The 16,995-nt window shown below is 29.9% G+C and carries 14 protein-coding genes; 6 read left to right on the top strand and 8 right to left on the bottom strand.

What is annotated here, in order from left to right; all coding sequences use genetic code 11:
- Positions 1-32 precede the first annotated feature (32 nt).
- Positions 33-788 (bottom strand): Kdo domain containing protein, encoded by a 756-nt coding sequence (locus tag Q0T35_RS01365; RefSeq protein ID WP_295840579.1) that lies wholly within the window; start codon positions 786-788, stop codon positions 33-35.
- A 158-nt stretch (positions 789-946) separates the two neighbouring features.
- Here Q0T35_RS01365 and Q0T35_RS01360 point away from each other — a divergent pair, with 158 nt between their 5' ends.
- Positions 947-3,391, top strand: a complete 2,445-nt coding sequence (locus Q0T35_RS01360) for a hypothetical protein (RefSeq protein WP_295840577.1) — start codon at positions 947-949, stop codon at positions 3,389-3,391.
- Between the two features lie 290 nt (positions 3,392-3,681).
- Here the strand turns inward: Q0T35_RS01360 and aspS are convergent, their stop codons facing one another.
- From aspS to Q0T35_RS01345, 3 genes are all read right to left on the bottom strand, one after another.
- Positions 3,682-5,433, bottom strand: coding sequence for an aspartate--tRNA ligase (gene aspS, locus Q0T35_RS01355; protein WP_295840576.1), 1,752 nt, complete (start codon positions 5,431-5,433; stop codon positions 3,682-3,684).
- A gap of 173 nt (positions 5,434-5,606) precedes the next feature.
- Positions 5,607-6,500 carry a CorA family divalent cation transporter gene (locus tag Q0T35_RS01350; protein WP_293917167.1) on the bottom strand — a complete coding sequence of 298 codons (894 nt, stop codon included), beginning with the start codon at positions 6,498-6,500 and terminating at the stop codon, positions 5,607-5,609.
- Between the two features lie 261 nt (positions 6,501-6,761).
- Complete coding sequence (locus tag Q0T35_RS01345) at positions 6,762-7,391, bottom strand: hypothetical protein (RefSeq protein ID WP_293917164.1); 630 nt, start codon at positions 7,389-7,391, stop codon at positions 6,762-6,764.
- A gap of 292 nt (positions 7,392-7,683) precedes the next feature.
- Here Q0T35_RS01345 and pepE point away from each other — a divergent pair, with 292 nt between their 5' ends.
- The 4 genes from pepE to Q0T35_RS01325 are packed head-to-tail and all read left to right on the top strand — an operon-like array spanning position 7,684 to position 10,637.
- A complete protein-coding gene (gene pepE / locus Q0T35_RS01340) occupies positions 7,684-8,391 on the top strand; it encodes a dipeptidase PepE (RefSeq protein ID WP_293917163.1) in 708 nt (235 codons plus the stop codon).
- A gap of 59 nt (positions 8,392-8,450) precedes the next feature.
- Positions 8,451-9,416, top strand: a complete 966-nt coding sequence (locus tag Q0T35_RS01335; protein ID WP_293917161.1) for a type I phosphomannose isomerase catalytic subunit — start codon at positions 8,451-8,453, stop codon at positions 9,414-9,416.
- A 2-nt stretch (positions 9,417-9,418) separates the two neighbouring features.
- The gene (locus Q0T35_RS01330) at positions 9,419-10,168 is read left to right on the top strand and encodes a 1-acyl-sn-glycerol-3-phosphate acyltransferase (protein WP_293917159.1); all 750 of its coding nucleotides are present in this window, start codon (positions 9,419-9,421) and stop codon (positions 10,166-10,168) included.
- Positions 10,169-10,178: 10 nt separating this feature from the next.
- Positions 10,179-10,637, top strand: a complete 459-nt coding sequence (locus Q0T35_RS01325) for a YqaA family protein (RefSeq protein WP_295840570.1) — start codon at positions 10,179-10,181, stop codon at positions 10,635-10,637.
- Here the strand turns inward: Q0T35_RS01325 and Q0T35_RS01320 are convergent.
- From Q0T35_RS01320 to Q0T35_RS01305, 4 genes are all read right to left on the bottom strand, one after another.
- Positions 10,627-12,825 carry an FUSC family membrane protein gene (locus Q0T35_RS01320; RefSeq protein WP_295840568.1) on the bottom strand — a complete coding sequence of 733 codons (2,199 nt, stop codon included), beginning with the start codon at positions 12,823-12,825 and terminating at the stop codon, positions 10,627-10,629. The genes Q0T35_RS01325 and Q0T35_RS01320 overlap by 11 nt on opposite strands.
- Positions 12,826-12,872: 47 nt before the next feature.
- Positions 12,873-13,271 (bottom strand): DUF1634 domain-containing protein, encoded by a 399-nt coding sequence (locus Q0T35_RS01315; protein ID WP_293917153.1) that lies wholly within the window; start codon positions 13,269-13,271, stop codon positions 12,873-12,875.
- A 9-nt stretch (positions 13,272-13,280) separates the two neighbouring features.
- Entirely contained in the window at positions 13,281-14,156 is an 876-nt protein-coding gene (locus Q0T35_RS01310; protein WP_293917150.1) for a sulfite exporter TauE/SafE family protein, read from the bottom strand.
- A gap of 182 nt (positions 14,157-14,338) precedes the next feature.
- The gene (locus Q0T35_RS01305) at positions 14,339-16,246 is read right to left on the bottom strand and encodes an ABC-F family ATP-binding cassette domain-containing protein (protein WP_295840566.1); all 1,908 of its coding nucleotides are present in this window, start codon (positions 16,244-16,246) and stop codon (positions 14,339-14,341) included.
- Positions 16,247-16,355: 109 nt separating this feature from the next.
- Between Q0T35_RS01305 and Q0T35_RS01300 the strand changes: the two genes are divergently transcribed.
- Positions 16,356-16,934: a hypothetical protein gene (locus tag Q0T35_RS01300; RefSeq protein ID WP_293917146.1), complete on the top strand. Its 579-nt coding sequence runs from the start codon at positions 16,356-16,358 to the stop codon at positions 16,932-16,934.
- Positions 16,935-16,995 lie beyond the last annotated feature (61 nt).

The following is a 16,995-nucleotide window of genomic DNA, read 5'->3' as shown; positions in this document are numbered from 1 at the left end:
AGAATCATTGGATAAAAAAAATATACACCTAATTATTTAAAAATTTTTTTCAAAAATCTTTTAAATTTAGCTTTTGATTCTATTTTGCGATTAAACTCACTTTGATAAAAATTAATTTTAGATTTTATTTCATTCAAAGGATAGCCAGAAATTTTAGCGTATTCTTTCATTAATAAATCAAGATAAGGCTGTTCTTTTATATTATTTGATAAACTTTTCATTTTAATATCAAAAGAAAGTTCTTCATGGAACTCCATTCTGTTTAAATCTACTAAATACATTTCATATCCGCCATCTTTTCTAATTATTAAAGTATTTCCGGGTGTATTATCTTTAATATAAACTCCTTTGGTGTGCACATAATAAGAAAATCTGGCAAAAGCTTTTACACATTCATGAGAATCTGGCTGTTCATATAGTTCACGTAATGTAAAATCATAAGGAACATATTTTGAAATATAATAACTGGAAGTAATACCAATAAAATCAGAGTTTTCAATATATGCCAAAGGCTCAGGATTTAATATATCGAGCTCAAGCAGCTTTTGGCCATGTTCAAAAGACCTTCTGGCCTTAGATTTTCTAAAATATTTATATACGAATTTATTTATAAAATGAGGCTTTTTAAAACTTTTTACTGTTATAAAATCTGATTGTAATGGTATTTTTTTTATGACATTTCTTTCCGGATTTCCAAGAATTTCATTAAAATTTCCAAAATTCAGAATTATAGCAAGTAATTCGTCTTTACAGTTTAAATATTTTTTGTTCAATATATATTTACGCATTTAGTATAAAAATTTTAGCTAATTATAGTAACAATAAGGATTAGCTTATATTAAAGAATTTATGATATAAAGTAATATTAAAGAAATAGTACGTATTTAAAACAACAAATTTAATAAAATTTCGTTTTTTTATTAGCTTTGTCAATTATAAGGAATAAATGAACAAAATTATATATTCAATTCTGATTTTAAGTCTATTAGGAGGCTGCTCCACCAAAAAAAACGGAATAACCCATCGTACATATCATCGTATTACTACTTGGAATAATACGTTATTTAATGGAAAAGAGGCATTAAATGAAGAAATGAAATCAAGAGATTCGAAATATAGAGATAATTTTTCTACAATTTTGCCAGTTATACCGGGAGATCCTTTTGAAGAACAAAAAGAAAATACCATTGATTTAGCTTTACAAGAATCAGAAAAAAAATCATTTAAGATTTCAGAAGAAATTAAAGATAATTTAAAAAAATTAGACGCTCAAGGAGCTATAAATTCATTATCTGGCATGGTTGATAAAGCTTTAGGAGCCGGTAATGATTCTAAGGCACAGGGCTATGACAAAGCAATAGAAAAAGGAAAAAAAGCCATTGAAAAACACTCAATGCTCATTAAAGGCAAAGAATATAATTCTATGATGAGTGAAGCCTATTTATTATTAGCAAAAGCCTATTATTATAAAAAAGATCCGTTTGAATCTCTTAATTATTTGAATTACATGAATTCTACATTAGTTAAAAATAGGCGTAAAACCGAGGCACAAGGATACATGGCTCTAGCGCAAGCTCAGGCTGGAAATGTATTTCAGGCCAATGAAATATACGAAAATCTTATTAATCAAAAATTGAAAAAAAAGGATGCAAGGTTTATTTCAAAAATTTATCCTCAGTTTCTAATTGATGAAAAAAGATATAAAGAGGCTATAAAAGCACTTGATTTGGCTAAAAAATATAACAAAAATAAAGCTGAACAAGCTCGTTTTAATTTCATCCAAGGGCAACTATCAGAAAAAATAAAAGAAGATGATCTTGCAATTAACTATTATAATAATGCCTATAAGAAAAAATCTTCTCCTGAGATGGAGATAAAGTCGCAAATTGCTTTATCTAGGTTGTATAAGAAAAAAGACAGCGTAGCTTATTTAGACAGAATAAAATTTTTAAAATACTTAACGAAAAAAGGATTATATCAATCTAGAAAAAATGAAATTTATTATGCGATGGGACTTACATCTCTTAGAGAAGAGAGAGAAAAAGAAGCTATGACATATTTCTTTAAGTCTTTAAAAGAAAAAGAAAGCGATCCACAAATACGAGCATTAGCTTATCAGGAAGTAGGTGATGTATATTTTTCAAAGCCTGATTATGTATATGCAAGCGCATATTATGATAGTGCTATTTCAAGATTCGTAGACCCTACGATGAAAAAGAGGTTAAGTATTAAAAATAAAGTGTTAGAGGAAATAACACAAAAGTACTATTTAGTAAAAAAGAATGATAGTATTTTACATGTAGCTAGTATGGCCCCCGAAGAAAGAAATAATTATTATCAAAACTTTATTAAACAGCTAAAAGAAAAAGAAGAAAAAGAAAGACTACAACTGGAAAAAAATAAGAGAAGAGAAAATAACACAGAGTTTGCAACTGAAACATTAGATAATGACTCTGGATTATTTACATTAATAACTCCTAATTCAAAAGGAAAATGGTATTTTTATAATAATAGTTTGAAGCAAGCAGGGCAATCTGAATTCAAAAAGCAATGGGGAGATAGAATGTTAGTTGATAATTGGAGAATGAGCAAAAAAATATCAAATTTAGATGATGTAAAATCTGAGTTAACTGGTCAATCAGATTCAAAAAATTCACGACGATTTGAAATTGAATATTATACAGAAAATTTACCTAAAACCAAAGCAGAGTTGGATGTCTTAAAAAATCAGAGAGATTCCGTAGAATTATCTTTAGGCATCTTATATCATGATAAGTTACATGATGTAAAATCAGCTACATCAACGTTAGAACATTTGTTGCTTATGGTTCCCTTTAACGATGAGATTACTCTCGCAGCTATGTATAATCTTTATAAATATAATCAAGAGGAAAATAAAAGTTTAGCTAATAAATATTCTGATTTAATATTGAAAAAATATCCGGACTCAAAATATGCATATAGCATAACACACCCTCAAGTCAATACATTAAAAACTAATTCGTCTGAATCCATTTTATTCTATGAAGAAGCTTATAAAAAATATGAGAAAGGAGAATATTGTGAAGTAAAAGATTTAGCATCTGAAGCTAATTTGAAATATCCGAAAGATGAGATCGTAGCAAAATTTGCTTTATTATCGGCTTTTTGTGATGCAAAGCTTGGCAATAAAGAAGAATTTATGCAATCATTAGAAAGTATTTCCATTGATTATAAAGACAAAGACGAAGGTAAAAAAGCTGATGAGTTACTGAAATTTTTTAAAGACAAAGATAAAAATGCTCAAAAAAAATCTTTAAAAGTAAATGAATCTCAATTACAAAATAATGGACCTATTGAATATAACAATAAAATAAAACCTGCTACATACGAAATTCCTCAAGATAATTAATTTGATTTAAGTATAACAGTAATTATTACGCACAAAAAGAATTTTTAGAAGGCAATAATAATGTATAATTTTTTAATATGATTTAAATCATATATTTATTTATAATCATTCTAAATAAAAAAACTAACTTTGAAGAAGATAAATGAAAATTTAACTTTATTATAAAGTAAATGAGTAATTTTCACTGTGTGTTCTCACAAAATTGGTTTTATTTTATTTAGTTTATAAAGCAAAATTTTTGTTATCAAAAATTTTGCTTTTTATTTTAATAAAAGATTAATCAATTAAAATTAATCGTTAATTATCTCAATATTAAGTTCTTTCAATTGTTCTTTATAAATATAAGAAGGTGCATCGATCATAACATCTCTACCTGAATTATTTTTTGGGAATGCAATATAATCGCGGATTACTTCTTGTCCTCCCAAAATGGCTACCAGACGATCAAAACCAAAGGCAATTCCCGCATGAGGAGGAGCTCCAAATTTAAAAGCATTCATTAAGAATCCAAATTGAGCTTCAGCATCTTCCTCTGTAAATCCTAATAAAGAGAGCATTTTTCCCTGAAGTTCCTTATTATAGATTCGAACAGACCCACCTCCAATTTCATTACCATTCAATACGAGATCATAAGCATTAGCTCTTACTTCACCAGGCTTAGTGTCTAAAATGGATATATCCTCAGGCTTAGGGGAAGTAAAAGGATGGTGCATGGCGAGATATCTGTTTTCATCTTCATCCCATTCAAGAAGAGGAAAATCCACTACCCATAAAGGTGCATATTCATCAGGATTTCTTAATCCCAAACGTTCCGCCAATTCCATACGTAAAGCACTGAGTTGAGGCCGCACCTTTTTTGTTGAACCGGATAATAGCAGTAGCAAATCACCAGGTTGCGCATTTGCTTTATTAATAACGATTTTAAGCTGGTCTTCCGAATAAAATTTATCTACAGAAGATTTAATGCTTCCATCCTCGTTATAACGTATATATACTAATCCTGAAGCTCCTATTTGAGGCCGTTTCACCCAATCGGTAAGCTCATCCAATTGTTTTCTAGTATACGAGGCACATTTTTCAACATTTATACCTACAACTAATTCTGCTTCATCAAATACTTTAAAGCCATTGTTTTGTAATTCTTCATTCAATTCAATAAATTCCATTCCAAATCGAACATCCGGTTTGTCATTACCATATCTTCTCATAGCTTCAGCATAAGTCATTCGCGGAAATTTATCAAAAGAAATGCCTTTAAGCTCTTTTAATAAATGTTTAGTTAACCCTTCAAAAGTGTTAAGAACATCTTCCTGTTCTACAAAAGACATTTCACAATCTATCTGTGTAAATTCAGGTTGACGGTCTGCACGTAGATCTTCATCGCGAAAACATTTAACCAATTGAAAGTATTTATCTAGGCCACCAACCATGAGTAGTTGCTTGAATGTTTGAGGAGATTGAGGTAAAGCATAAAATTGTCCCGGATTTATACGTGAAGGTACAACGAAATCACGCGCTCCTTCAGGAGTTGATTTTATTAAAACAGGAGTTTCAACTTCAATAAATCCTTTACCGGAAAGGTAATTTCTCACCAATTGTGCAACTTTACTCCTGAAAATTAATTTATCTTTTACCGGATTACGCCTTATATCCAGGTATCTGTATTTCATACGTATCTCTTCCCCTCCGTCGGTATCATCTTCAATAGTGAAGGGGGGAACCAAAGATTCGTTAAGTATGGATAATTTTTCGACTAAAATTTCAATAGAACCTGTAGATATATTAGGATTTTTGCTCGATCTTTCAATGACTGTTCCTGATACTTGAATTACATATTCACGACCCAATTTTCTTGCTTTCTCAATTAAGTCCTTATCAGTACGTTGTTCATCAAAAACAAGTTGAGTAATTCCGTATCGATCGCGTAGATCAATCCAAGTTACAAAACCTTTATCTCGAATTGTTTGTATCCATCCGGCAAGAATTACCTTTTGCCCGATATTTGATTCATTAAGTTCTCCGCAGGTGTGGGTTCTATACATTGTTGACAATTTTAATTACAAAAATAATTATTATATCTTGAATAAAAGATGAAATCTAACAATATCAAAAATAATTAATTTTAAGGTTGAACTTTTTACATGTCTTATTTAGATATCTTTTGAAAACAACTTTTCAATCAGTAATATGAATTTATTTAATTAGAATATTTTATTCAAAGCCATTTTTTTCTTTTCAACCAATAATAAATAATTAACGTAATAATAAACATAATAAATATTATGATCGGATAACCCCATTTATAATCGAGCTCAGGCATAAAATGAAAATTCATACCATAGATACCGGCTATAAAAGTTAACGGCATAAAAAATATGGAGAATATGGTCAAAGTCTTCATAATCTCATTGGTTTTTTGAGAAGAAAGAGAAATATAAAGATTAAGCAAATTATTCAGATCATCCATCACCTGCTCATAAAGAGTGGTAAGTTTTAAATACAAGTCTTTCACGTCTTGATGAGCCGCTTTTTCTTGTTTAGTAGGCTTAACTGAGTTAATAACTTCATCTGAAAGGATCAATAATTTGGTGCATAGATTTGTTTTTCTTTTTAAAGAATAGATGTTCTGCAATACTCTTGAATTAGGACTTTTTAAAAAAAGTTTATTTTCATAGGATTCTAATCTGTTTATAATATGTAAAATGGAGTCATTATAGGTTTGTAAAACACATTTTAAAATTTTAATAATGACCATATTGGTCGATATAGTTTCCTCTTTATTTAAACATTTGGTGACAATCTCATCAATAAAAGGCATTTCTATACGATGTATAGTAATGATTAAAGATTCATTAAAAAAAATGGCAATTTTGTTAGATAGACTTTCAATATTTGTATCTTTTTTTTCTCCTTTATGTACAACTCTTAATATGAGGAAATTAACTCCGTTTTCAGTTTCAAATTTTGGTAGGTGATTAGGTTCTAAACTATCCGCAAGGTTATAGAAATTAAGATTGCATTTTTCTGCAATTTCTTGCATCTCCTCTTTAGAAGGGTTAAATAAGTCTATCCACTTAAAATTTTGTTGGTTTATTATTTTTACTGCCATTAATTACTTTTTTAAAATAATATTACTCTTAGGTTTAAAATTAATAAAATTTCAAAAAATAAATTAAATTATTACATTGTTAATTATATGTATGGATTTAAATTGCTAATTTTTTAGTAATTTTGAAATTATATTATCTTGTTTGTGTTTGTTGAAAAAAATAATTTTTTAGTTGTATTATTAGAGGAAACAAAATCAGATCAATAGATAAATAATATTGATAAAATTCTTACATTAAACAGCTATTATTAAAGATAACGGTTATAAACTTTCAAGTTCGTATTTTTGGCTATGAATGGTAAAAGCTTCTTCCGTTCTTGCAGAAAAATACAGATTATTGACTCTGACATTGTTATGATCATATACATACCATAATAAGCAATCTTGCTTCCAATAAATTTGTAATCCGTTGTATCTAACGGCATCTTCCCATTCAGTATGAATAAAAATCTCAAGATCTTCATCAGAAATATTGGAAATTCCAAAAAATTCATATCCTCCCTGTGCACATTGATAATAGAGCATAACAATTATAAATTCAATAAGAGGAATTTGTTCCTCAAACCATTCATTTTCATTTAATAATTGATAAACTTTCGGATTAACATTTTCTTGATCAATTTCAAACCCCCAATAGCATATATTTTGATTTTCCTCCAGAAATACTATTTTGTTTCCATCTTTCTGTAGTTGGCTGGGTAAAGCAAATCGATTAAAAGATTCCATCAGCATATTATTTTTTCCGACCAACAGATACAAATCACGTAAAATATTAGGTAAAGTAGTTCCTAACTTAATTTCAATCTTGTCAAGTTCAGAAGGTTTTACTCCGTCATTTTTAGTTAAGCTTCTGCCTAGCAATCGTTCAGCCAAAGAGTTAATAGTATGCATTTACATAAATTTATTCAAAAATATATATAAATTTAAATTTATAAAATGATTTTTACTTAAAAGTAATGAAAATGAAATGATTATATTGTAAGGAAATTTTCTTATTGCTTAGGTTTAAAGCAATTATAATGAAGTATAATTAATTTTTATCTATATTTGGGGGAAGAAAAGTTAATTAATTTATTCTATTTATAAAATTACCGATAATAGCTTTTCAATGGTAATTTCTCCCAAGTTATTATTAGAATGAATTACTCTTTTTATTAATGATTAATATATAAATAAAAGAATTATGAAGCTTTTATTACTAAGCAATTCCACTAATGTGGGGGAGAGATATCTTGAGTTTTCCAAATATCAAGTCCAGTCATTTTTAGAGGATGAAAAATCAAATATTCTATTTATTCCTTATGCAGCCGTAACGTTTTCCTATGATGAATATGAAAATAAAGTAAATGAAGCCTGGAAATCAATACATGTAAAAGTGCAAAGTATACATCATTTTTCAGATGTTGAAGAAGCCGTAAAAAATGCTGATGTAATAGTGGTAGGTGGAGGAAATACATGGCAGTTGGTAAGAAAATTACAGCAAAAAAAAGTATTATCTCTTATACGTGAAAAAGTAAGTATGGGAACTCCATATATAGGATGGAGTGCAGGATCTAACATTGTATGCCCAACATTACGAACAACTAACGACATGCCTATTATTGAGCCAGAAAATTTTCAAACCCTAAATCTAATACCTTTTCAGATAAATCCACATTATTTGGATGTCCACCCTTCTGATTTTGGTGGAGAAACACGAGAGCAACGTATCATGGAATTTATACATTTAAATCCTAATGTATATGTAGTAGGGCTCAGAGAAGGTACAATACTACATTATGAAAATAAAAAACTAAGACTTATTGGTGAAAAAACTGCAAGAATATTTATACATAATCAGCCCATAAGAGAATTGGATTCTTCAGAAGATTTCAATTTTTTGCTTACATAACTAAAGTGCTAATAAATAAAAATTTAAAAAATCATATTTTTGCATAAATAAATCTATATATGTCATTATATCCATTGCTATTTCAGCCTTCTTTCCATTATAGAATATGGGGTGGGAATAAATTAAAAAATCTCGGAAAAAATATAACAGAAGAAAATATAGGAGAAAGTTGGGAAATATCTACAGTTCCGGGATCAGTAAGTATAGTTTCTAATGGAATTTTGAAAGGAAAAGATTTAGATGATTTAATTAAAGAGTACAAAGAACAGCTTGTAGGGAAAAAAATATATCGGAAATATGGGAATAGGTTTCCCCTTCTTATTAAGTTTCTAGATGCTGCTCAGCCCTTATCCGTTCAAGTGCATCCTAACGATGAGTATGCCGAAGTTCATCATCATTCATTTGGAAAAACAGAAATGTGGTATGTATTGGACTCTGAGCCTGATTCTAAAATTATACTAGGGTTTGAAAAAGGGATAAATAAAAGTATTTTTGAAGAAAGCATTGAAAACAACACGTTACATTCAATTCTAAGAAAAGTACATCCGGAAAAAGAAAATGTAATTTTTATTCCTTCCGGAACTGTTCATGCTTTAGATAAAGGAGTGTCGGTAATTGAAATACAGCAAAATTCGGATGTAACTTATAGGATATACGATTACGATAGGATCGATAAAAACGGAAAAAAAAGAGATTTACATATCAAACAAGCAGAGGATGTAATGGATTTTTCTTTTGTTGATGAGCCTTTTTTGCAATATGATAAAAATTCGGAAGAAGCAACAATTGTTACTTCACCGTTTTTTACGGTTTCTAAAATGGAAATTACAGAAAATAAAATCCTTTTTTCTTCGGGGAATTCCTTTCGAATACTCATTTGTATTGAAGGAGAATGTTCAATTTTGAATCAAAATATACCTGTTATTATTACTAAAGGACAAACAGTATTGCTTCCGGCAGCCTTATCAAATATAGAAATAAAGCCTCATGTTAAAACGAAACTTTTAGAGGTTCATATAGATTAAATATGAAATATCTCAAGACAGTAGCAACAATTCTTTGGAAAGTATGGTTTTATATTTTAACAGCCCTATGTACACTTACTGTTGGAGTTATAATTTATCTGATGTCTTATCAGAATAATAATAAGCTTACTTATTTCTTTATGCGTATGTGGGGATGTGTGATTTTTTACGGATCAGGATTTACATATTCTTTATATTCGAAAGTGAATTTAGACCCAAATGAAAATTATATTTTTATAGCCAATCATACTTCTTTAATTGACGTGGTGTTAATGTATGTGCTTCATCCGAAACATCCCATAGTGTTTGTTGGTAAAAAAGAGCTGGAAAAATATCCTGTATTTGGTAGAATTTATAAAAAGGTATCTATCCTAGTAGACAGATCAAATAATCAAAGTAAGCAAGCCGTATTCTCAGCTGTAAAAAAAGAATTGACCCAAAATAATAGAAATGTTGTTATTTTTCCGGAAGGAGGGGTTCCAAAGCGTAAAATAATTTTAGAAAAATTTAAAGATGGAGCCTTCATATCTTCCGTTTATTGCAACAGTCCGATAGTTGTGTACGTATTTCATAACCTTAAGAATATGTTTCCTTTTGTCTTTAATTTAGGATATCCGGGTAAAGTTAAAGTAGAACGAATTAAAATTCTATTTCCGGAAGGGGTAACCAAACAGGACCTCAAAGAAGAAGCTTATCATCTAATTTATGAAAGAATTAAAGATGATAAGATAAACCATGCAAATATTAGATAAATAATTCTATATGTTAGATGCGTTAATAGAGTATGGATATATAGGATTATTTGTAGCTTCTTATCTTGCAGCTACAATTTTACCGTTTAGTTCAGAGGCTGTCCTTACCGGTATTCTTCTTATGGGAGGAACTCCTTGGATAAGTATTGTAATTGCCGCCATCGGAAATTGGTTAGGAGGAATGACCAGTTATTATTTGGGAAGGTTAGGCAAAATAGAATGGATCGAAAAATATTTAAAAATCAGAAAGGATAAGATAGACACTGTATCTCATAAACTAAATAAAAAAGGAGCATATATTTCTTTTTTTTCTTTTTTACCAGTAATTGGTGATGTTATTCCGGTTGCTTTGGGATATACGAAAGCAAATATTTATAAGGTCTCTATCTCCATGTTAGCAGGTAAATTATTTCGTTATGTTATTATTATGTATACCTTTAAAAGTTTTACTAGTTTTTTTAAGTTTTAGAGCTTTTCCATTCCTCGAAATTGTTTAGCTTATTTATATAGGAATAAATTTGTTGAGATAAAAGGCTAATTTCCCGAAGCTGATAAGTAATTAATGATTGATTTTCCGCCAAAAGATTTAATTCTTCTTCTTTCTCTATACATTCAATGTCACAATTAACTAAAGTACCCTCAATGTTCAATAAACAGTTATTTAAGTTATTTTCAACTGAAAAAATTAATTGAGAATCAATTTCCGTAGCTAAACTATTCTGATTGATATAGGATCTAAGTGAAGAAATTCTTGTAGAAAGAAGATTAATAAATGTTTGAATATTATAAATATCGGATTTGTAATTTTTTGAGATTTTGGGCTCAGAAATAATTCTTTGAAAAGCACTGGATAAGTTGGATGTTTCAAGCAAAACATCTCTCCTGGATAGCTTTATTTCTGTATCAGAAAGTTTATCATTATTCAATAAATTATAGGTTATTTTATTAAAATAATCTAAATTAGATTTAAGTAATTTATCAATTAAAACAGGAAGATTTTTATACTCCCAGGTGGGAAGAAAGGAGAAGCTTACTATAAAGCTAATTACTACTGCAATGGTTGTTCCTCCCAAACGATGATAAATATTGGTCCAGCTGTCGCTTCCGCTATGCTCTAAAAAAATCAGAAGTATAACAAATATAGTAACAAAAGCAACTCCAGTTCTATAATTGATAGGAATAAAGCTATACGCACCTACTATACATATAAATGTAACTACACAAATAACATAAATGTTGTGAGTAATAAGTAGTAAACTGAGAGTAATGAGTCCTCCAATTATGGTTCCTTGTAGTCTTTGGATACATGAATTTTTAGTATTTCCATATACGGGTTTTAAAATCAAAATTATGGTTAAAAATACCCATGCATAATATTCAATTTTCAGTAAAGTACAAATAATATATGAAACGGAAATCGCTAAACTTACTCTTAAAGCATGTTTAAAGATATTTGATTTTAGATTTAAATTAGCCTTAAAAGTTGAAAAATTATAATTGTATTGTCTGGTAAACTTTTCTAAATCTAAGTCTTCATATTGCTTTTTCTCGGTTCTGAATTCACCATTTATAAGGGATTTTATGAATCCCGTCTGTTTATAAAAAGATTTAAATATAAAGCGAACATGCTTCAATGCATTAATATCAATATTAGCATCTTCATTTTTATTATTTTCAAGATCAATTATACGATTTTTAAAGTAGTCTAATTGAGAAATATCTATAGAAACTGAAACATTTTTATGTAAATTTATAGACCAACTTAATTCATAAAGAATATGTTCCATATTAGATAAATGATATTCAAAATCCTTTTTTAAGTTACTTTTAATAAGAGAGTCAATTAATTTATTGTCTTGAAGATTTAATGATATCAGCTGTTCATATAAATCAATTAAGGCGCTGAATATCAAAGTCATCTTTCTTCCTTTTGCAGAAAAGCTTTTTGCATTTATTCTTAATTTAAAAAGGTTTTCTCGAATATCTTCATGATTAATATGTATTTTTTCCTGTTTTTCAAATAATTTATTTAATACTTCGGTTTGTTTCTGAACATTTGTAGGATTTTTTAACTTTATAAGGAAATATTCATGAATAAGTACAGTATACTCGTATAAATATCTAATATTTTCACTTATTTTTTGTTCAATAACCCTATACGGTTGAATTCTCCATAAAACTAAAGAAATAAGCCCATATAAAAGTACACCCAACATCATTCCCAATGTGTTCATTACAATGTGATTGCCCTCAAAACTACAAGCATATACCACACATAACAAGGAAGATATGCTTACACTTACAGCCCGAGAACCGTATATAAAAAACATGGAAAAGAAAAAGCCGCATAAAGTAATCCATATACCGAAAATAACTTTGTGGGAAATCAATAATTGGCTGACGAGGACTACTAAAAAATAAAATAAAGCAGCAATGGATTGTGTGTTAAATTTAACACGTATCGATCCGGGATTATCTCCCAAACCGGCAACCAAAGCTCCTGAAGAAGCAACTATACCAATACCCGGTCTATTAAAAAGCCAACCGGCAATCAACGGAATAACTATAGCTACAGCTATACGCAATCCACGGCTGAAATAAAAGCCGAGAATAAAAAAAGTACTTTCCGATACTATGTGTTTAATTTTTTGCTGCATATAAGTGTATAAGCAGAGGCATGCAAATTATTTATTAAGATTAAATTTTATCCTTCAAGTCCGAAAATCATGTTGGATAAGATAATAGCTAAAACTATACAGGTTATAACTATATACATACGATCCTTTTCGATGGCAAAAGCTATTATAGAGAAGGCGACCCGCAAAACGGGGGTGGCTATTAACACGGCTACACCTAATTGAATGATAGCTAAACCGTCTAATTTTAAAACAGCAGGAAGAAGTGTGGATAATTCCCTTAAATAATTAGGAGCACCTACAAAAGTTTTGAAGTTCAATTCTTGATCCGGATGTTGGGATATATAAATTACACCACCAGTAATAGTAATAAGAGAAGAAAGAATTACTCCGTAACGTAACAGTTTCCCTATATAGAGCTCTACATCACGTTCCTCCCAGAATTTTTTTGAAAAAAAATTAACCATTATATCAACTTAAAGTTTAGGAAAATTTATATGAGGAAACCATCTAATTAATGAGGGTTCTAACCCTCTATATATCATTTGAATAGCAAGTATAGCTATAACTAGACTAAAAATTTTTCGCAACAGCTGCACATTAATAACCATCAATATTTTAGAGCCTAAAAATGCACCTAGCAAAACTCCTACTACCACAGGCATGGCAAGAAAGGGATCAATCTGACCTCTTTGGAAATAAATAACCGCGCTGGCAGCGGCTGTTACGCCAACCATAAAATTAGAGGTAGTGGTAGACACCTTAAATGGTATTTTCATGGCAGTATCCATTGCCAATACTTTAAGAGCTCCCGATCCAATGCCCAATATACCTGAAAGCACACCTGCCACTGTCATTAGTGAAAATCCGGCACCAATATTTCTAACATTATAATTTTGAATTCCATTAGGGGTAGGATAGGTTCCGTTTAATTTTAGCTTGGTCGCCAGCTTACTTCCCGGAGCAGTATAATCAATAGCTGCATTTTTCTTTCTCAATGTCATGATCGAAGAGAAAATGAGAGTAAAACCTAAAATAATATAAATGGCCGAAGTAGGCAAAAATACGGCTACCAATGCACCTAATACAGCTCCAGTAGTGGTGGCAATTTCAAGAAACATTCCAATACGAACATTGGTCATTCCTTCCTTTATATAGGCTGCTGCCGCTCCGGAAGAAGTGGCAATTGAAGTTACGAGTGCGGTACCCACCGCATATTTTATATCGACACCAAAACCGAGAGTAAGCAGAGGAATAATTACCACTCCGCCACCAAGTCCTGTAAGTGATCCCAATGTCCCCGCCGCAATTGCTCCAAAAAAAAGGATAATTGTAAAAGTTATTATTGTCAAAATGATTTGAAATTAAGAAATTATACAACAAATTTAAGTATTCCTTTCCAATAAGGGACATGAAAACAAATTGAATTTATATACACGATAAAAATTATAACTCAATCCATAGAAAGAATGATGCCTATACTCACTATGAGCATAGGCTTCCTTATCTTTTATTCGGTGCTTAGATAAACCTTTTAAGCATTTAACTGAGTAAAAATAGCTTCCCAGTCATGGTTGAGCTTTTTAAGTTTAGATTTTAGTTCGGAATATTCTTTAAGTTGCTCATCTTTAGGGTTTTCTTTGGTGAAAATATCTTCAAAAGAAGAAATCTTTTCTTCAGTTTTTTCTATGTCGTTTTCAAGTTTAGACAACTTATTTTCAAGGGATTTCTGTTCCTTAGTTTTGGATTGAACTTCCTTGCTTGCAGTTGTTGTTTGAATTGCTTTTTGAGTTTTAGTAATACTTGATTTTTCAAGATCCACCTCTCTCATATTTTCTTTTTTTCGATATTCTAAATATTCAGTAATATTCCCTAAAAATTCTTTTACTTCTCCATTTCTAAATTCAAACACCTTATCTGCAAGTCCTTCCAGAAATTCTCGGTCGTGAGATACCAAGATAAGGGTCCCCGAGAAATTTTTTAAGGCCTGCTTAAGAATAGTTTTGGATTGTATATCCAAATGGTTGGTAGGCTCGTCCATGATTAAGGTATTAAAAGGACGAAGAAGTAATTTGCAGAGAGCTAGACGGTTTCGTTCGCCACCGGAAAGGACCGATACTTTTTTATGAACTTCATCTCCTTGGAAAAGAAAGGACCCTAATAAATCCCGTACTTTCGGACGAGATTCTTCAGTAGCAGAATCTTCTGCTTCTTCCAAAATAGTTTTATAAGGATTTAGTACTTCAGCCTGGTTTTGAGCGAAGTATCCAATTTGTACATTATGCCCTATTTCTAATTTTCCTTCATAGGAAAGAAGACCGTCCATAATTTTAGCTAGTGTGGTTTTTCCTTGCCCGTTTTGTCCAATGAAAGCAATTTTTTCTCCTCTTTCGATATAAAAAGTTGCGTTTTCAAAAACGGTATGTGTGTCAAAAGATTTTCCTAAATTTTCCGCTTTAAAAATAATCTTTCCGGGAGTTACGCTTGGTTCAAATCGTATATGAAAGCGAGTCACATCATCATCCTCAACTTCGATACGTTCAATTTTATTTAACTTTTTTATTAAAGACTGGGCAAAAGAAGCCTTATTTGCTTTTGCTCTGAATTTGTCAATAAGTTGCTCTGTACGTTTAATTTCTTGTTCTTGATTTTTTTGAGACTGAATTATTTTTTCTTTTCTTTCCTGTCTTAAAATGAGATATTTGGTATAATTTGCTTTGTAATCCTGAATGGATTTATTGGAAATTTCAATCGTTCGGTTCGTTACATTAGTTAAAAATTGCTTATCGTGTGACACCAAAACAACAGCTCCATTGTAGTTAATTAAAAAGTTTTCCAACCAAATAATTGATTCTATATCTAAGTGATTAGTCGGCTCATCCAAAAGTAAAACGTCGTTTTCTTCCAGTAACAATTTTGCCAATTCAATTCTCATTCTCCATCCTCCCGAAAAATCATCAGTAAGTCTATTAAAATCTGATTCTTTAAAACCTAACCCTTTTAATATTTTTTCAATCTCCCCGTCTATAGTATAACCTCCTAATGTTGAGTAACGTTCGGTAAATTCTGTTAAGTTAGTAATGAGTTTGTGATATTCATCAGACTCATAGTCTGTTCTCGAAGCAAGCTCATGGTTGATTTTATCTATTTTATCATTAATTGCATTGAGTTCCGTAAATGCTTGCTTGGCTTCTTCCCATACGGTTCTTCCCATTTCAAAATCTAAATCCTGCTTCAAAAACCCGATACGTACTTCTCCTTCTTTCTCAACAGTACCTTCTGTAGAAGGTTGCACTCTAGATAAAATTTTTAATAAGGTTGATTTTCCTGCTCCATTTTTTCCTGCTAATCCAATTCGATCATTCTTGTTAATTCTAAAATTTACATTTTCAAATAAATAAGTTCCAGCAAAATGTAAACCTAAGTTTTGAACTAATATCATTTTTCTCTTAAATTTTGAATAGACAAAGGTACTACTTTTAATCTTATTAGATTTACAATTGTCTAATTAGAAAAATTTAGAATAAATTTGTTTTTTTAAATATAATCTTATGAAAAATATAATTTTTTTAATAGTAACTTTAATAAGTTTTAATTTTACATTAACTTCATGTAGTGATGATGACAATAACAACTATGTTCCCATAGTGGAAAATAGTTCAGATGCAATGGTACATTCTTTTACAGTAGTTAAATTTGATCGAATTATTAGTAAATTTACTTATGCTATTGATCGTTCTTTTGTGAATAAATTGCAGTCGTCAAGTAATGTTTTAGTATATAGACAAGTAGGTTTTGACAATATTGGAAATCCAGAATGGGAGTTGATGCCAAGCCAATATTCTATTGAATACATAATTCCGGGAAATTCTCAAGTAGAAAAAGGTACGCTAACTTATTACCATACGTTTTCAACTGATGGCTTTACCATATATGCGGATGCTGATTATGACATTGATTTCTATAGTCCTGAAGCGATACATGATCAAACATTTAGAATTGTAGTAATACCTGGTATTTGGGCTCGATCAAACCAATCAATGGTAAATTATAAAAATTATAATGAGGTAATTAAATATTATCATATAGATGAAAGTAAGATTACAACCTTACAACCGATAAAGAAATAAACAGAAATAATTAATATAAAAAAAGAGGCTTATTATAAGCCTCTTTTTTTGAATAAAATAC

This window comes from uncultured Apibacter sp. (assembly GCF_946479295.1).
GTDB lineage: Bacteria > Bacteroidota > Bacteroidia > Flavobacteriales > Weeksellaceae > Apibacter.
Note: the sequence above shows the minus strand (reverse complement) of the source record. Positions and strands in the feature narration are given on the sequence as shown.

What these genes read in the sequence shown, in the direction of transcription:
- Q0T35_RS01365 (WP_295840579.1), bottom strand. Translation starts at nt 788, where the DNA reads ATGCGTAAATATATATTGAACAAAAAATATTTAAACTGTAAAGACGAA.
- Q0T35_RS01360 (WP_295840577.1), top strand. Translation starts at nt 947, where the DNA reads ATGAACAAAATTATATATTCAATTCTGATTTTAAGTCTATTAGGAGGC.
- aspS (WP_295840576.1), bottom strand. Translation starts at nt 5,433, where the DNA reads ATGTATAGAACCCACACCTGCGGAGAACTTAATGAATCAAATATCGGG.
- Q0T35_RS01350 (WP_293917167.1), bottom strand. Translation starts at nt 6,500, where the DNA reads ATGGCAGTAAAAATAATAAACCAACAAAATTTTAAGTGGATAGACTTA.
- Q0T35_RS01345 (WP_293917164.1), bottom strand. Translation starts at nt 7,391, where the DNA reads ATGCATACTATTAACTCTTTGGCTGAACGATTGCTAGGCAGAAGCTTA.
- pepE (WP_293917163.1), top strand. Translation starts at nt 7,684, where the DNA reads ATGAAGCTTTTATTACTAAGCAATTCCACTAATGTGGGGGAGAGATAT.
- Q0T35_RS01335 (WP_293917161.1), top strand. Translation starts at nt 8,451, where the DNA reads ATGTCATTATATCCATTGCTATTTCAGCCTTCTTTCCATTATAGAATA.
- Q0T35_RS01330 (WP_293917159.1), top strand. Translation starts at nt 9,419, where the DNA reads ATGAAATATCTCAAGACAGTAGCAACAATTCTTTGGAAAGTATGGTTT.
- Q0T35_RS01325 (WP_295840570.1), top strand. Translation starts at nt 10,179, where the DNA reads ATGTTAGATGCGTTAATAGAGTATGGATATATAGGATTATTTGTAGCT.
- Q0T35_RS01320 (WP_295840568.1), bottom strand. Translation starts at nt 12,825, where the DNA reads ATGCAGCAAAAAATTAAACACATAGTATCGGAAAGTACTTTTTTTATT.
- Q0T35_RS01315 (WP_293917153.1), bottom strand. Translation starts at nt 13,271, where the DNA reads ATGGTTAATTTTTTTTCAAAAAAATTCTGGGAGGAACGTGATGTAGAG.
- Q0T35_RS01305 (WP_295840566.1), bottom strand. Translation starts at nt 16,246, where the DNA reads ATGATATTAGTTCAAAACTTAGGTTTACATTTTGCTGGAACTTATTTA.
- Q0T35_RS01300 (WP_293917146.1), top strand. Translation starts at nt 16,356, where the DNA reads ATGAAAAATATAATTTTTTTAATAGTAACTTTAATAAGTTTTAATTTT.